We start from the raw sequence: 17435 nt of genomic DNA, 5'->3' as shown, positions 1-17435 counted from the left end.
CCCTGATAATAACGCGACTGGAACCACCCGGACCAGATGACATACCGGTTACGTTTACACCAGCAATCTTACCGCTGAATGCGTTTGCCACGTTGTTCTCTCTTGCCTGGGTAAATTCTTCCCCTTTTACTTCAGTTACTGCATAAGCAAGCGCCTTTTTCTCTCTTGAAATACCCAATGCGGTTACTACTACTTCAGTAAGTGCTGTATTGGCTGCCACAAGTTTAACATTTAAGTTAGTTCTGTTACCTACTGTAACTTCCTGAGTCTGATAACCGATATAGGTAAAGACTAGTACACTATTATTATCGGGCACATTAATGGTAAACCGACCGTCAACATCTGTAGTTGCACCAACAGTAGTACCCTTTAGTTTGATACTCACCCCTGGTAAAGTTTCACCCTGAGCATCAGTAATCTGCCCTTTTACAACAATATCCTTCTCTTCCAACAAGTTTGAAATATCAATCAGATTACTTTCCGGAATCATAACTGACACTGTCTTTTTCAATACCAGTATTGTTTTATTCTTAATACTGAACTCTAAAGGCTGGTCTTTAAATAAGGCAATCAAAACATCAGAAAGATCCTCATTAACAGCATTAATGGTTACTGGCTTTGCTAAACTGATAAGTTCCTTCTGAAAGAAAAATCCATAACCCGTTTGCTTCTTAATTGTTGAAAACACCTTTTCAATCGGAACATTTTCGCCACTGTAAGTAACTTTTTGAGAGTACCCCTCTGCGCGAACATTTAAGATCAAGGCTAAAAGAAAAATGAATGTCAGCTTCATGACAAGGAGAATTGAATTAAATGAAATCAACTGGCTCTTACTATGCGTAATACCGCCAGTGTTTGTCGGCTTTAAGTCTAAAGTGGTGACACGACTTAGATAGCCATCTGTTTTAGTAAATAAATTCATAAATTTGCTTGGTTTGGTGATCAATAATCTATCTCAATATTTTTTATTCGAAGGCCAGACTTTAGCCAGGAGTGCGTCAACACTTCTGGTTTTTTTCTGCCTTCTACATTTCAGTTTAAGGCATAACAACAACCTCCTTCCCTTCAAGTCTAAAGTGAATATTACTTTTCTGAAGTATTTCCAACACTTCTAAAAGTGTCAGATTTGTGGCTATAGCACCTTCAAAATGATGCTCGGGCAATGCCGCCTCATATCTGGCAGTTATACCATACCACCTGCCTAACTGGCGCATGACTGTTTCTATACTCGCATTTTCAAAATAGAAGTATCCATCTTTCCAGGCTACTTCAGCCTGAGTATCCTTTTTTTGTATTTTGATATCCCAGTTAACTTTTGATTGTTCGCCTGGTTTGAGTATTTGAGATTTCTTTGAGTTTAATTCTATTACCCGGACAGCTCCCTCAATCAGGGTAGTGGTAATTGATGGTTCATCAGAGTATGCATTGATATTAAAATGAGTACCAAGCACTTCAACAGTCTGATTTCCGGACCGAACAGAGAATTTTTTATCATCATGTTTCGAAACCTCAAAATAGGCCTCTCCTTTTAACTCAACTTCACGTGAGTTTCCGGAAAAGAACACCGGAAAACGCAGGGAAGAGGCCGAATTCAGCCATACTTTACTCCCATCAGCCAGATTTAATTGAAACTTTCCACCAACAGGTGTTTGAATGGTGTTATAAACTGTTTGAATTTCTCTTCTCTCGCTTACAGTTTGCTCATTTGCAGACTCAGAAAGTGTATATTCAATAATACCTTTCGAATTCTTGTGAATCTTAATTCCTCCCTGATTAATCACAACCCCGTTTTGCGAATCATCCAGGACAATCTTCTTCCCATCAGAAAGCGTAAGAATTGCTTTAATTCCACCTGGCTGAATATCTTTTACTTTTTGCTTTACAGCTACTTTTACAGAAACGGGAGCGGTTTGAATCTGATCCTTCTTAAAATAGAAATACAAGCCACTTACCATAAAAAGGAGAACAGTGGCAGCTGCTGTCAGGAAATAATATCTGCGATAGACCGGTATTTGCCTTTCTGCCAGGTCAGGTAGATCAATTTTTGAAAAAATAAATGATTTCAGATTTTCTTCATCCTCCTGTGGGTCAAAATTCCATTCCGAATCCGCTTTCATTTCAGTTCGATACCACTGAAACAACTTTTCAGTTTCATCGGCTGAAGCAGTGTTATGAAGATACTTTTCAACTAATTTTTGGACTTCTTCTTGTTGCATAGATCACCGATTTAGGCTCATATACTATATAGTGCCATAAGTCGACAAGTACCCTTGCAAAAAATGAAAAAAGATTTAACAGAAAATTTACATGAACTTAAAACAGGAACAAATTCATTGCATTCTTGAGATTCAGACGAATGATCTTCAAGCCTTTTGTGAGATAGCCTTCTACAGTTTTCTTGGAAACACCAAGCTCCATTGAGATTTCAGTAGTAGATAGGCCATAATTACGACTGTAGTTAAATACCATTCTGCAGTTCTCAGGCAGGTCTTCAACCACTTTATTAATATACTCCTGAATAAACCGGGTATCAATTTGCTCCTCAGTGAGAGTGGACAATTCATCCGCAACATTCTGAGATTCTATTTCAAGTCTTCTTTTCTGTTTATAAATTAGCTTAAAAACCGAAAACCTGACAGCGGAACCAAGATAGGTATTGAGGTATTCAATATTCAGTTCGGATTGTCTGGCCCATAATTTGGCAAATATTTCCTGAACAATATCCTGTGATACAGATTTATCCTTACTAAAAGTATAGGCTATTGCGAGCATCTGTTTCCAGTATCTATTATAGATTTCTGTAAATGCTCCCTGGCTACCTTCTTTTAAATACTCGAGTAATTCTTTATCAGATAAGGACTTATAGTTCAAGATACCTTCAATTATATAAGACCAATATAGGAATATTCAATTACATAATGCTCCAAAAAAAAATGACGATTTTAATAAAAATCATCATTTTTTATGTAAAAACATCGTGAATCCTGGCAATTAGGCTTCAAAAAACAGGCTAAATCAAAAAATTACCCCCTTGCGGTCTTCCTTTTGGATAAACAACAGGTTTTCTGACAATTTCAGATTTAGTTCTTTTGGCATTGAATTTTGCCGAGAGAAATTCATGCATATCAATATCTCCTGAAACTATTTCAGCACTAACTATACCTTTAAATGTGGTTTGAATCCTGTCACCGGGAATAACCCAGGTACTTTGCATTTTAATCTCATTTCCTTCAATTGTCCCATTTATTTCGCGCTCCGAAAAATCAGATATGTGCACTCCTGAAAAATAATTCCCATCCTGCTGATCAATAAATAAATGTTGCTTGTCAAGACTGTTATAAAACTGGACTTCCATATCCCATCGTCCCAGCATATTTACGGATGGAGCCTTCATTGGCACAGCGGGTTTCGGACTTCTTTTCCTTGCAATAACCTCCTTTATCCGGGAGGCGGCGGTCTTATCATCTCCGGGAACCATCATGTATCCTACCAAACTGATTCCTGTCAAACCAGGCTCATCCCGATAAATGGCAACCCCAACCCGTGGAAAGGTATTTCCCAATTCTTCAGAAACCTCCTGACCTGTTACATGAAGTTCATCAGGATTCCAGGTTATAAATAAATAAGGAGTTACATGGTGAATCAATTTAGGGTCGGGCATTCTGATACGATAACTAACCCCCTTCACTGTTGCAGCCTGCTTCCCAATATTTTCAAGCCAGCTTACCCAGGTTTGCATCTCCTTTTTATGATCCATCTCTACCCAGGTTTCCACTGCTGCAAGCATGCCGATATGCTCTTCACGGGCCACTTTGTTATCGCGACCAGGACCATGATGCGGGGCTGCAGCCTGCCAGGTAGACATCAAGAGGTCTTTTCTTCCCAAAAGGAGACCGCAACTACCAGGAGCCTTAAGGCCCTTTCCCCCGCTAAAAGCGACAACATCAGCACCTCTCGACAAATGTGCATTGGGAAATGTAAGTATGTGTGCCGCAGCATCCACAAAAACAGGAACATTTAATGGTTTAGCGATTTTTGAAATGATCTCAAGCGGTAAAAATGATTCCTTTTCAGCATCTATATAAATCATGGCTGTCTTCGGACCAATCTTTTTCCGGAGATCTTCTTCATTATCAACTGTAATAATTGTAGCCCCTGTACTTCTGATTGCCTGATCATAAACCGTACGCGAAGCTTTTGGAATAATCACTTCTGTTTTTTCGAATCCCCTTAAATCGGGCATGCGGACTAGCTTCTCTGGATTACCGCCGGATAAGCAGGCAAAAGTACAGAGCTTTATTCCGGCCGCTGCACCAGAAGTTACGAGTCCCCACTCTGCACCCGTCAACTCTGCAAGGCGCTTACCTACTCCCTCTACCAACTCATCCATCTGCACATTGAGGGTTGAAACAGCCTCCATTGCCAGTCGAACTTCCGGTCTGGCTACCGAACCACCCATGATCGTATTCGTACCTTTGCAATTGATAAAAGGTTCAACCCCAATAGACTTTAGAATTTTGTGTCCTCTTTCGGCAAGTTCAGCATCCGGAGTTTTCGAAACTCCGGATAAAAAAGCAAATCCATTTTTACTCTGAGATGCTTCAGTGTCCAATACTGATGCATTTGCTGCAAAAGGGAGCAGGGTCAGACCCTTAATTATATCTCTGCGTTTCATAAATTAAGAATTTTGTCTAAATATTTTCCTGACTAATCAGCATTTACAATAAATCTATTTTGATTCTATTTTTGTGGCTCCGCGTCCATTTAAATCCCATACAATTTTTCCTGCCCGGATGGTAAGCTCTGTTTCCAGTTTTTGACTGCCTTTCAAAACAAAACCATGTGAATCAATAAATCCAAAATCCCCATTTCTAAGATTTAAAACCGCAATGTCGGCTTCCACTCCAATGCTTAAATGTCCCAGTTCAGGTCTTTGAATATACTGTGCAGGATTCCAGGTAGACTTTAAAATAACATCGTTTAGAGACATCCCCATATTGAGGAATTTTGACATGATGTTATTCATATCTTTCATACCTGCATTCATATTTCCAATATGAAGATCGGAACTGATTGAATTCGGATACAGTCCCTGTTTAAGGGAAGGCATCGCCTGAGAGAATACGAAACCGTTACCACCGTGGCCAACATCAAATATCACGCCTCTGTTTTGCGCATTAAAAATATATTGTTTGACCTTTCCATTTTGATCAACCAGCGCTTCCTTGTAGAATGGTGCTGTAGGCGAACGGGTTCCTGCATGGTACATATGGGTTAAAATATCCCCAGGCCTCAGGTGTTTCATCAAAAGTTTCTCAAAAGAGTTTGATGGAGGCATCCCTCTCCAATCGATCATTACAGGTCTTTTTGAAAGCTTTCCGGCCATAACCGCACTATCAACCGGAATTGACTGCAGTCCATTGTAATGAGCTACCTTGAAACCTACAATATCGTCTTTATAGTATTCAGCAAAACGGGCAGCCATCACCGGACTCATGTCTGTTGAATCCTGTTCGTTGGCACCCATCCCATCGCCCACTATATTTAAAAAAGCAAGAACCCGCGTTTTAGACTGATCTATAATATTCTTTTTGAACAGGGGGAATGACCTCCATCCCGAACTTCCTGCATCTACAACTGTAGTAACACCTGCCCTTAAAGTAAATCCATCAGGAGGAAGCGAGTTCGGACCATCCATATAATGCTGCTCCTTATTGGTTCCGGCAAAAACATGAACGTGGATGTCAATCAACCCGGGAGTAACATATAAGCCCTTAACATCTATTACTTTTTTAGCAGAAGAAGCAGCAATATCCGCAGCAACACGAACTACTTTGCCCTGATTAATGGCAAGATCCATTTTCTCATTGATCTTGTTCTTCGGATCGACCAGATGGCCGCCCTTTAGTAAAATATCATAAGTCTGGGCATGCAATACAGTACTAATGCTCAGTAAAATTCCTGTCAGAAAGGGGATGGAAATGCGAACTAATTTTGAATTCATAGATTGATTTTAAGATTATTAAGGTAATTATTTTATAATTCAATCTTTAGCTAGAAATGTAATGAATCAGGTAAGTTACAATTCAAATATCGCTTAAAGGGTTCGGCCTGCTGAAACATTCCAGGCTAAGCATTTAAACAATAATGTTAAGTCATGAAATTTAATTACAATCAACTAATAAACCATCAGCATATAAATCTAAAAAATCACATAGATAAAATTGATTGTTTATTAAAATAACATAGTTAAATCTTATACTAAAGCACCCTATATAAAAACAAATGAACTTTTTAACAAAATAAAATCAGGGCATAATCATTGAGCATTGCCCCCTAATTATGCCCTAATAAATGAATTAGATATAAGCAATTGCATCTATTTCAACTATTGTGTCTCCCGGAATACCGCCTTTTGCAACAGCAACTGTAGTACGAGCGGGAGGCTTACTTCCGAAACGGCCTTTATATACTTCATTCATGCCCTGGTAATCTGCAAAATCATTTAAATAAACATTTACTTTTAAAACCTTCTCCATAGAAGAACCCGCTTTAATAAGCTCATCCTCAATTCGTTTTAATACAATCTCTGTATGATTTTTGATCTCAAATGGGGCTGTGTGTGCTCCTTTTCCGGAAACATAAACCATGTTACCATGCTTTGTATAACTTGAAAATAAGGGTACATCCTGAAACTCAGTTATGCTTCCAACCTCCTTTTCAGGTGATGGGATAGCAGCATTTGCGGCTATACCAAATCCTGTAACACCTACAATAGAGGCAAATAATTTCTTTAATACTGATCTTCTTTCTGTTTTCATTTTTTTAGTTTTGAATGGTTTATAAATCTATTTTAACTTACTCCCTTGCAATAGGAATTTTCTATAAAAGGATGAAAAATTAATTTAAAGCTTTCCGGCAGATTCTTTAGCAATCAAAAATCAAAACAGACTGGCTATCAAGTATTAACTCGACTGTGGACGATGCTTTGGATATTCTATCGGTTTTTTATTCAGGTTTGATTTATGTCTTTTTGCACTAAATTTTGCAGTATTAAACTCATGAAAATCCATTTCCCCGGTCAAAACCCCTGCATTGATATTGCCCTGCATGGTAGTGAGTATTCTATCTCCCGGAATACTATAATTACATAGAATTTTTACCTCGTTACCATCAATACTTCCTGTAAAAGGACGACTTGACAGGTCTGTCTTAAACACCCCGGTAATCCAGTTACCCTCCTGACTATCTATAAATAAATGCTGGGTAACTTTACTGCTGAAATATTCAACTTCCATGTCCCAAAGTCCAACCATATTCATCACCGGGTTTTTCATTTCGGGGATAGCTTTTGGCTGTCTTTTTCTTGAAAGTACCTCATGAATACGATTTGCTGCCACTTTATCATTCCCCGGAATCATCATGTAACCAACAAGAGTAATTCCAGTGAGTCCCGCTTCATCCCTGCCAACCTGAACTGCAATTCTTGGAGCAATTGTACCAAGTTCTTCGGCAACCTCCTCACCAGTAACATGAAGTTGTTCCGGATTCCATCTGATGTGCAGGTATGGAGTAACGTGGTGAATCAGTTCCGGATCAGGCCTGGTGATTGTTGTTTTAACTCCGTTGATAGCTGAGACCTCATTTCCAATGGTTTCAAGCCATGAAACCCAGGTATTCATTTCTTTTACATGATCGAGCGTAACCCATGCTTCCACAGCGGCCAGCATCCCTATATGTTCTTCACGTCCAACCTTATTATCACGTCCAAAACCATGATGCGGAGAATTTACCTGGTGGGCAGACATCAGGAGATCTTTCCTGCCTAAAATTAATCCCGAACAACTTGGTGCTTTGATTCCTTTTCCACCACTATAACCCACCACATCAGCACCCTGAGCCAAATGAACATCAGGAATGGTAAGAATATGTGCTGCTGCATCAACAAATACCGGAACATTTAAAGGTTTCGCAATTTTTGAAACATTTGAGATTGTAAATTCACCTTCAGAGGGTGTCATATAAATCATTGCAGTCCGGGAATTAATACTTCTTTTTAATTCATCAAGACTTTCAACATTGATTACCCTTACGCCGGCATTCCTGACTGCATGGTCATATACATTACGAGAAGACAGGGGAATGATCACTTCAGATTTTGCAAATCCGGTCAGATCAGGAATTCTAAGTAATTTTTCCGGGTCACCACCTGTCAGACAGGCTGCAGTAACCATCTTGATCCCGGCAGCACAGCCCGCGGTTACAATTCCCCACTGGGCACCGGTTAGTTCTCCTAATCTCTTACCTATTCCAAAAGCCAGCTCATCCATCTGGACATTTAACGTAGTTACCGACTCCATCGCTAATTTTACCTCGGGGCGAACTACTGCACCTCCCATAATTGTGTTGGTGCCTTTGCAATTTACAAAAGGCTCAACACCAATAGATTTTAGCAGGCTCTCACCCTTTCTCACCAGCTCTTCATCAATTACTCCGTAAAGATCAGCATGCTCCTGAATTCCGTTTGAACCGAAAGAAAGGTTGTTCAATGGCGAAGCAGCAGCACTTCCGGCAAAAGGCAATAAGGTTAAGCCTTTAATTATTTCTCTTCGTTTCATTCGTTTATTTTTTTGTTTTAAATCGTTAGATTAAATTTTATTTATTAGCCCATCCCCTATTAGCAATCCCGTTTAAATCCCATTCAATTTTACCTGCTCTGAGTGTCAACTCTGTTTCTAGTTTTTGTGTTCCTCTGATGGTGAAGCCATGAGAGTCTATAAATCCAAAATCACCATTTCTTATCTTAAAAACTGCAATATCAGCTTCCGAACCAACACTTAAATGACCAAGCTCTGTTCTTTTAATGTACATAGCGGGATTCCAGGTGGATAGTTTGATCACATCCTTAAGAGAAATTCCCATGTTTAAGAACTTTGACATAATATTTGACATGTCCTTCATGCCGGCATTCATATTTCCAATATGCAAATCTGAACTAATCGAGTTCGGGATAAATCCCTGCTTAAGTGCAGGTATGGCCTGACTGAATACAAAACCATTACCGCCATGGCCAACATCCATCACAATTCCACGTTGCTGTGCACGAAAAACATATGGTCTAACCTTACCATTAGGATCAACAATTGCTTCTTTATACATTGCTGCTGTAGCTCCTGCACCTTTTCCGGCATGGAAATTATGTGTTAAAATATCACCCGGACGAAGATGTTTCATAAACAGTTCCTCGAGAGAGTTTTCTGGTGGCAAACCTCTCCAATCTACCATAACCGGCATATTTGCAAGATTTCCAGCAGCAACTGCACTATCCACAGGAATTGATTGAGGTCCGCCGAAATGCGCTACTTTAAAACCGACAATATCGTTTTTGTAATATTTAGCAAAGGTGGCAGCCATTTTAGGATCCATATCATTCCTGTCCTGCTGGTGTTCACCCATTCCATCGCCAACTATATTCAAAAATGCAAGAACCCTGGTCTTAGACTGGTCGATGATATTCTTCTTGAATAAGGGAAAAGATTTCCATCCTGAACTGCCAGCATCAACAACAGTAGTAACCCCCGCCCTGAATGTAAAACCATCTGGAGGCAGGGAATTCGGCCCGTCCATATATTGCTGCTTCTTATTTGTTCCCGCAAAAACATGAACGTGAATATCAATAAGTCCGGGAGAGATAACCATGCCTCTCACATCCACGACCTTTTTTGCCCTGGCTCCAGGAATATCAGCAGCTACCTGGGAAATCTTCCCATTGCTAATGCCAACATCCATTTTTGCATCAATATTATTTTTGGGATCAATTAATTGACCGCCCTTTAACAGGATATCAATTTCCTGTGCAAATGCAGAATTATAATAACAAGGTAAAATAATAAGAAGAAGTAGAGCTATCGCAAAAATCCTTTTAAAGTTCATATGTGTTTATGTTAAATTTTATTAAAATGTTTTACCATCGGAATTGATTTCCTTCACGAAAGAAATTATTCAAAGGAGTTGCAATTCCATTCAAATCATAGACAATCCTGCCTCCCTTGATGGTCATTTCGCATTCAATTTTTTTATTTCCAGTCATTTTATAACCAGCGGTTTCATAAAAACCAAACTTTCCTTCTCTCAGGCTGAATACAACCAGATCAGCAGTTGCTCCTGGAGAGAGGTGGCCAAGTTCTTCCCGTTTAATTGCCTTTGCCGGACTCCATGTGCTTGCTTTTATAACCTCTTTCAAACTCATTCCCATAGTCAGGAATTTAGACATTACATTCATCATATCCTTCATGAATGCGTTTGTACTTCCTGCTGAAAGATCTGTGCTGATTGTGTTTGGGAAAAACCCGGCCTTCATAGCGGGGATTGCATTTGAATACCTGAATGCAGAACCATGACCAACATCGAAAATTATACCCCGCTTTTGTGCTTCGGGGAAAGATGGTTTAATCAAAGCAGTTTGTTGATCAACAATCATATCCCTGGCATTGATATCTTCAATAATTGTGTAGGTATGCGTATAGATATCACCTGGCCTCATGTGTTTTGTAAATAAGTCTTTAAGGGATGGGTATGGATGATTACGACCACCATCCAGCATGATTGGCATTTTGGCAATATTTCCGGCCTCAACTCCCCGGTCGACCGGCGACCAGTCGGGGCCGACGAAATCAACTTTAAAACCAACGATCTCTTTATTAGCCATTGCAAGCTTTGCAGATTCGGATGCTATTTTATCACCTGTACCCTTTTCGTTTGCACCACCCTTATAATCACCCCCTTTAATATTCAGAAAAGACAGAACACGGGTAGTTGATTTTTCAATAATCTGCTTTTTGAAATTGGCAAAGGATTCATAATCAGAATCTCCTGCATCAACAATGGTTGTAACCCCAACGCGGAAAGTATAGCCATCGGGAAGAGTATAGCCCAGGCGCGAATGAATATCAATTAAGCCCGGTGCTACATACATTCCTGCAGCATCTACAACCTGAGTGGCCTGATCAGCATTAATATTTTTTGCAATTAATGCTACCCTGCCATCATTGAGGGCAACATCCAGCACTTCATCAATATTATTTTTGGGATCAATTACATGAGCGCCCTTGATAATTATACCATAGACTTTACTGCTTTGCTGAGCAGATAATGAAAAAGTGCATAGAAGCAAGGCCAGAACCGAAAGATGTTTTAGTTTAAACATTGTCTGAAATCATTTTTTAAGCGGAACAGCATTTTTAGTTATATAATCATCCTGATTTGAATGAAGAGGGCCTATGTAATGGAATCGTTCAGCCCATTCAAGACCATACTTTTCACCGATTTTTTTATCAGAAGGAGCAAATCTCAATCTGGGAGATTCGATATCCAGCACGAAATGCTTGATATAATTAAAATCAGCAGTCCTGTCGTCATCCCCAAGAATAGGCAGGCTCTTACCCTGTGCAGCCAGCTTTTTCCTGAGTATTGATCCGTTATTTCCGGCCGGACCCTGAGTGACATTTACCATGTTTGATTCAACCTTTTTATCAATATATTTTGAGATATCTACAATTCTATTGACATATTGCGGACCTCTTCTGGTAAAGAAATATCTTTCAGCAACACTATGTGGCTTTACAAGATCCAACTGCTCAGGATAATCGAGATGACTGGCTGCAGGAGTAATAGCAGCTTCGACTGCACGACCAGTTATATAATGATCCGGATTATTTTCATAGGGTGCCCAGGGGTCATAACAAATCACTGTATCGATCTTCAGCATTCTGATTAAGAAGATCATTCTGGCTTTGATTTCCTGAATGTTGTTCTCATCCATATTATGATTCCGGTAATTCAGGTGATAGGTTTTCTTTAAACCCAGGACTCTTGCAACCGCCTCAGTATCAGCTTCATTATTCGCTACTACTTCTCCATAATTTTTTCCGCTTCCGGCGGCATCATCATTGGTGGTTCTGATCAGGTATCCGGTATAACCTTCATCAATTAATTTAGCTACTGTACCTCCTGCAAAAATTGGAATATCATCACAATGCGGCTGAATTACTGCCAAAACCTTACCCTGGTGCGGTTTGCCACTAAGTGGTCTCTCGATTATCACCTCGTCAAAAACCGTTTCATTGTCATTTTTATCAACTGGCTCTTCGCTTATTACTGAATTGCTGTTAATAGCTGCAACAGTAGCTCCCGGGACCAGTAAAGCGCCACTTGTAGCTAGTGTTTTCTCTAAGAAATTTCTTCTTTTCATTAGCTTATTTTTATTGTATTGCATTAAACAATTTCGACAAAATAATATTGATTTCTAATTTATTTTTCGCCCTATTTAACGTCCCACCAAACCCGGTTTGTTAAAATATTATAGTTAGCTCCACCCTGACGTGTCATTGCAGCTATAAAATTTTCACTGTTTGAATTTTGCTCATTTGGACCGATGACCATGCGTCTTGGAATTGTCCCACCTGAGAGGTTACCTGGATAATTCGTTGGAATCAAAGCCGGATATCCGGTACGACGCCAGGTTGAGAACACCTCATATTCATCAATAAAGCAAAGACCTACCCATTTTTGGGTGGATATCTGCTCCAGCTTTTCATTAAATGTACCAGCAGCCTTAAAGGCATTCAATTTTAAATAAGCATCTATCCTGTTATTTGCGATCACACCTGCTGGACCATATAATCCCCATTGTTGTATTCCCGATCTTACACCTCTGTTAAATGAATCTTCAGCACTTCCGGAATACCATCCTCTGATAGCTGCTTCAGCTAGGAGTAAATTACTCTCAGATGCAGTAAACATGAACATAGGTGCATTGTAGCGCAGTAATGTATTAGGATTAGGCTCTGAATAAGTCCCAAAATTTGCGGGTGCAGCATCCCAAACCCCATTTTGCATTCCCGATTGCAAAGCAGTAGCAGTATCTGCCACAAATGCTGTTGTAGGAGAAGCCCGAACCCATACAACTGCCAGAGCATTAAGTCGAGGATCTTTCGTATTCTTCAAATGATCAATCAGTGTCTTTGACAATTTTCCACCTAGCCTGTTATCTACTGCCTGAGGTGTATTATAATCAGCTTCCATTAAGCCTTGTGCAATTGGATTACGATTTGAGATCTGACCTCCTTCAACGTATTGAATTGTGGCCATATCACTGTCATTGATTATAACTCCGCCGGCAATTGCCTTTTTTACCCAGGATTCTGACATTGCAGGATCTATTTTGCTTAACCGCATCGCTAATCTCAACATCAGGGAGTATGCAAATTTCTGCCATTTTGGAATATTACCTGAATAAACCAAATCAGCAGATCCAAATGTGGGTTTAGTTGTATTAAAACTTTTTGCGGCTTCGTCCAATTCCTTTAGCATATCTGAATAAATATCAGATTGCTTGTCATATTTAGGCTTATAAATCTTATCCGATGAACCTTTTCCAGCTTCCTTATAGGGAATATCTCCATACATATCAGTTATACGATGATAAACGAAAGCACGCCATATCCGGGCAACCGCAAGTTTATTGACTAAGTCTCCATTGCCAGAAACCGAACGAATAACTTCCTCAATTTCAAGCCCTTCGTTAATGTAAAAATTCTCAAATAGATTTGATTGCCAACCCAGGTTACCTACATATTTGTCGCCTTGTGCCTGACCAATGTTATAGTTAGCCATGTGCTGCATTGCACCGCCGAGCATAAAATAGTCATATCTGGCTGAGGACAATTGAGCCTTTGTTAATAAAAACTCAGGAACTACACTAGTAGCCGCATTTGGATTCACGTTTAGCTCCTCAAAACCCTTATCACAGGAAATTCCAAATAGCATTATTAAAACAATTGCCGTATTTCTGAAAAAATGATTTTTCATATCCATAAGATTAAATGATTAAAACTTTACCTGTAGATTCAAACCAATACTTCTTGTCCTTGGCAGACCAAAGGCCTCCAAACCCTGAGCATTGTCACTGGTATTACTTGATTCAGGATCGAAATTTTCGGTTTTGCTATATAAAATAAATAAATTTCTTCCCACTGCTGATATGGTGGCAGATTGAAATTTCAATGCACCTATTTTTGAAACTGGAAGCCTGTACCCCAGAATTACCTGACGCAATTTGACAAAGCTTCCGTCATATGCAAACAGACCGGTATAACTCTGCTGAGAATTATAATAATTATCAATCTGAGCAACAGGTACTGTATAAGAATATGGTGCACCTGACGTAGTGACTCCATTCAAAGGAAGTCCACTCTCGCGACCAGGAAGAGTTGATTTAGGTAATCCGAACCGCGATGCATACCAATTTGTATTTGACCAAATTGTATTCCCGAATTTTCCATCCAGGAGAACGCTTAAGGACAGGTTTTTGTATCCAAAGTTATTTGTTAATCCCATAGTGTAGGGCGGTACTCCTACTCCAAGATCAGTCAGAGGACTCACAACTTGAAGATTACTCACGGTATTGAATACTGTTTGACCACTGGCATTTTTCAAATGCAGAAATCCTCTAACCATTCCAAAAGGTTTTCCAACACGATTTTGGATTACGCCACCTGCAACACCTGTACCAACAGTTACCTCAGTTAGTCCTTCAGCAAGTTTCACAATTTCACTGCGGTTATAGGCAAAATTATAACTCACGTCCCAACTAAAATTTTTGCTCTTAATTGGTTTACCGCTAATCAAAAATTCTATCCCCTTATTACTAACTTCTCCAACATTGAGAAGTGCCTCTGTGTAACCACTGGTATTAGGGATAGTTGTTCTTACGATATCATCGGTAGTTTTTCTATTGTAGACTGTAAAATCAAGTCCAAGTCTGTTATTCAAAAGTTGAACATCTAAACCTGCTTCGTAAGTAGTAGAGGTCAGAGGCCTTAAATCGGGGTTGGTCACTAATCTTGAAGAGAATCCCTGTACAGGTCTTCCGTTATGTCCACCCTGTATCATGTTAAATGTTTGATTAAGAATATAGGGACTCGGGGTTGCTCCTCCTACCTGTGCCCAGGATGATCTTAATTTCATGAAATTGATGAATGATGGCATTTTTAAGGCTTCAGATAAGATCAAACTACCTCCAATGGAAGGATATAGGATTGTATTATTCTGAGGGCTCAAAGTGGAGAACCAGTCTTGTCTTGCAGATACTGTAAGAAATGCAACTCTTTTATAGTCCAGATCGGCAGAACCAAAAACTGAGTTAATCTTTGATTGCTCATAAAGTGGCGAAGTATTCAAAGCTGCAACATTGGTATAACTATAAAAGAAGGGAATAGTAAACTCTGTACCCCTTATATTGGTCTGGTCATAAACACTTTGCTGCTGATTTCCTCCAACCATGGCCATAAAACTAAAATCCTTGAAAAACTTGGTATTATAGTTTAGGCTGAGCATCGAATTTGTTTCAGAAACACTTGCCTGAATATTTTCGAATTCACCTTTAGGTGCTGCTGCAGTGCCTGTTGGTATTATATTCTCTGCATTGAATTTATAGAAGTCTTTACTAACACTCGTTTTGACAAACAAATTCTTTAGAATATCATACTTCACGCTGAACTGACCTAAAAAACGATTTTTATCATCCCCATTTCTATATCTGTTTATTACAAAATATGGGTTTGTGGCAGCACTGGAAGCATTCCATAGCGTTTCATTAAAGTCAGCATCATAACCGGGAGCCAGGGTTCTGATATCCATCGTATTTGCGACAAGATAAGTTGCCCAGGAAGCATTATGATCTGCATAACCTACTTTAGGTCTGTTGACACCCTTTTCCAGATTATATTGACCGATTGCTTCAACTGTAATCTTCTTGCCAAGAGCAGCGTTAACATTTAGATTGGCAATTTTTCTATTTATAGAAGACTTTTGCATGATGGCATTAGCATCAACATTTGCTACTGAAAACCGGAAATTGAGATCTGAATTCCCTCCGGTAAATGCTACAGTATTCGAATAGGTGGAGCCCATTCTATAGAAATTATTAAAATTATCTTTCACAAAAACCGGAGAATATGGACGCATCTGCCCATCTAACTGAATCGATGGCTGACCATCCATCTTCGCACCAAATGATAAACGCCCCGAACTTCTTGCTGCATTTGCTGTAGCAGGTTTAACCCCATCAATTCCCTGTCCATATTCATATTGCCAATCCGGATAAACGGATATAGTTTCAAAAGTAGAGGTTGAATTTAACTCCACTCCAATACCCCTTGTAGCTACACCCTTTTTCGTAGTTATAAGAATTACACCATTAGATGCTCTCGAACCATACAAAGCTGCTGCAGGACCACCCTTCAATACACTTATAGATTCAATATCATCCGGATTAATACCGGCAATTCCATCACCCCGGTCAACATTTATACCACCTCCGGTTGATTGGGTTCCCCCTCCTGGAATGGAATTGTCCATAGGCATACCATTTACTACATAAAGCGGTTGATTATTCCCTGCTAATGACCCATTTCCTCTGATGATAACCCTGCTTGACCCTCCGGGCCCTGTTGCATTACCACTCACATTCACCCCGGCAACCTTTCCACTAAGTGCATTGGCAACATTAGTTTCTCGAGCCTGAGTTAATTCATCTCCCTTTACTTCGGATACTGAATATGCTAAAGCCTTTTTCTCTCTCGATATACCTAATGCGGTAACAACTACCTCTGTAAGTGCTGTATTGGCCGCCTCAAGCTTAATATTCAAGGTTATTCTGTCGCCCACGACAAGTTCCTGAGAGATGTAACCTATATAGGTAAACGTCAAGACACTATTCCTGTCAGGCACATTTATTGTGAAACGGCCATCCATATCTGTGGTTGCTCCGATAGTCGTACCTTTTAGTTTAATACTAACCCCGGGTAGGGTTTCTCCATTTGCGTCTGTTACCTGCCCCCGAATAGTAATGTCAGCCAATACTTGTTTAACAGCTCCAGATATAGAAGCTGATCCAAGATTCATACCAGACTGAATTAATACATTATTGTCTACCTGTTTATAAAAAAGATCAGTGCCTTCCAACAATATATTCAAGGCTTGTTCTACAGTATATGTAGATGCCATGATATTTTTTGACGGAAGTGTAATCAATTCGCCCTTTCTATATACAAAACGAAATGGCGTTTGCTGTTCAATTTTTTTGAATGCGGCTAGTAAAGTCTCGTTTCTTAGTTCTAGTTTGACTTCAACTGCGCTAATCTTTTGACTTTTGACAGGAAAGGCTAATAACAGCTGTAAAGAGGTAACCATTAAGGCTGTATATAGGAAGCCAATACGCATAATCTGTTTTATTAGATTCTTATTATTAGATTGTTTTGCAGTAAAATCGGCACGGGTAGCCCCACCTGCACTTTTTGTAAAATATTTCATATTTTTACAAGGTTTTAAGTTCATTAATATCCATTTACAGGGATGAAATTTAATTTAAAACT

12 protein-coding genes are annotated in these 17435 nt (G+C 39.5%); all 12 read right to left on the bottom strand.

The features are described 5' to 3' along the window. Positions 1-922 (bottom strand): STN domain-containing protein (locus tag VGE44_RS11105; protein ID WP_331078966.1); only part of this gene is annotated, 922 nt, incomplete at its 3' end. A gap of 115 nt (positions 923-1037) precedes the next feature. After that, entirely contained in the window at positions 1038-2216 is a 1179-nt protein-coding gene (locus VGE44_RS11100; RefSeq protein ID WP_331078964.1) for a FecR family protein, read from the bottom strand. A gap of 97 nt (positions 2217-2313) precedes the next feature. Further along, complete coding sequence (locus VGE44_RS11095; protein ID WP_331078962.1) at positions 2314-2871, bottom strand: RNA polymerase sigma-70 factor; 558 nt, start codon at positions 2869-2871, stop codon at positions 2314-2316. Between the two features lie 139 nt (positions 2872-3010). Next, entirely contained in the window at positions 3011-4675 is a 1665-nt protein-coding gene (locus VGE44_RS11090; RefSeq protein ID WP_331078960.1) for an aminotransferase class V-fold PLP-dependent enzyme, read from the bottom strand. A 54-nt stretch (positions 4676-4729) separates the two neighbouring features. Next, positions 4730-6004, bottom strand: a complete 1275-nt coding sequence (locus tag VGE44_RS11085) for an amidohydrolase/deacetylase family metallohydrolase (RefSeq protein ID WP_331078958.1) — start codon at positions 6002-6004, stop codon at positions 4730-4732. Between the two features lie 355 nt (positions 6005-6359). After that, positions 6360-6821, bottom strand: a complete 462-nt coding sequence (locus VGE44_RS11080) for a RidA family protein (RefSeq protein WP_331078956.1) — start codon at positions 6819-6821, stop codon at positions 6360-6362. A 144-nt stretch (positions 6822-6965) separates the two neighbouring features. After that, positions 6966-8618: a hypothetical protein gene (locus VGE44_RS11075; RefSeq protein WP_331078954.1), complete on the bottom strand. Its 1653-nt coding sequence runs from the start codon at positions 8616-8618 to the stop codon at positions 6966-6968. Between the two features lie 37 nt (positions 8619-8655). Beyond that, positions 8656-9933, bottom strand: coding sequence for an amidohydrolase/deacetylase family metallohydrolase (locus VGE44_RS11070; RefSeq protein WP_331078952.1), 1278 nt, complete (start codon positions 9931-9933; stop codon positions 8656-8658). A gap of 31 nt (positions 9934-9964) precedes the next feature. Next, positions 9965-11206: an amidohydrolase/deacetylase family metallohydrolase gene (locus VGE44_RS11065; protein ID WP_331078950.1), complete on the bottom strand. Its 1242-nt coding sequence runs from the start codon at positions 11204-11206 to the stop codon at positions 9965-9967. Positions 11207-11215: 9 nt separating this feature from the next. Further along, entirely contained in the window at positions 11216-12250 is a 1035-nt protein-coding gene (locus tag VGE44_RS11060; protein ID WP_331078948.1) for a PIG-L deacetylase family protein, read from the bottom strand. A 71-nt stretch (positions 12251-12321) separates the two neighbouring features. Then, complete coding sequence (locus VGE44_RS11055) at positions 12322-13869, bottom strand: SusD/RagB family nutrient-binding outer membrane lipoprotein (protein ID WP_331078946.1); 1548 nt, start codon at positions 13867-13869, stop codon at positions 12322-12324. An 18-nt stretch (positions 13870-13887) separates the two neighbouring features. Then, positions 13888-17373 carry a SusC/RagA family TonB-linked outer membrane protein gene (locus tag VGE44_RS11050; RefSeq protein WP_331078944.1) on the bottom strand — a complete coding sequence of 1162 codons (3486 nt, stop codon included), beginning with the start codon at positions 17371-17373 and terminating at the stop codon, positions 13888-13890. Between the last annotated feature and the right edge of the window lie 62 nt (positions 17374-17435).

The sequence above is a fragment of the Daejeonella sp. genome, from assembly GCF_036405355.1.
Taxonomy (GTDB): domain Bacteria; phylum Bacteroidota; class Bacteroidia; order Sphingobacteriales; family Sphingobacteriaceae; genus Daejeonella.
Note: the sequence above shows the minus strand (reverse complement) of the source record. Positions and strands in the feature narration are given on the sequence as shown.

Excerpts from the sequence above, each read along its gene's own strand:
- VGE44_RS11100 (WP_331078964.1), bottom strand. The coding sequence starts at position 2,216 with ATGCAACAAGAAGAAGTCCAAAAATTAGTTGAAAAGTATCTTCATAAC.
- VGE44_RS11090 (WP_331078960.1), bottom strand. The coding sequence starts at position 4,675 with ATGAAACGCAGAGATATAATTAAGGGTCTGACCCTGCTCCCTTTTGCA.
- VGE44_RS11085 (WP_331078958.1), bottom strand. The coding sequence starts at position 6,004 with ATGAATTCAAAATTAGTTCGCATTTCCATCCCCTTTCTGACAGGAATT.
- VGE44_RS11080 (WP_331078956.1), bottom strand. The coding sequence starts at position 6,821 with ATGAAAACAGAAAGAAGATCAGTATTAAAGAAATTATTTGCCTCTATT.
- VGE44_RS11075 (WP_331078954.1), bottom strand. The coding sequence starts at position 8,618 with ATGAAACGAAGAGAAATAATTAAAGGCTTAACCTTATTGCCTTTTGCC.
- VGE44_RS11070 (WP_331078952.1), bottom strand. The coding sequence starts at position 9,933 with ATGAACTTTAAAAGGATTTTTGCGATAGCTCTACTTCTTCTTATTATT.
- VGE44_RS11065 (WP_331078950.1), bottom strand. The coding sequence starts at position 11,206 with ATGTTTAAACTAAAACATCTTTCGGTTCTGGCCTTGCTTCTATGCACT.
- VGE44_RS11060 (WP_331078948.1), bottom strand. The coding sequence starts at position 12,250 with ATGAAAAGAAGAAATTTCTTAGAGAAAACACTAGCTACAAGTGGCGCT.
- VGE44_RS11055 (WP_331078946.1), bottom strand. The coding sequence starts at position 13,869 with ATGAAAAATCATTTTTTCAGAAATACGGCAATTGTTTTAATAATGCTA.
- VGE44_RS11050 (WP_331078944.1), bottom strand. The coding sequence starts at position 17,373 with ATGAAATATTTTACAAAAAGTGCAGGTGGGGCTACCCGTGCCGATTTT.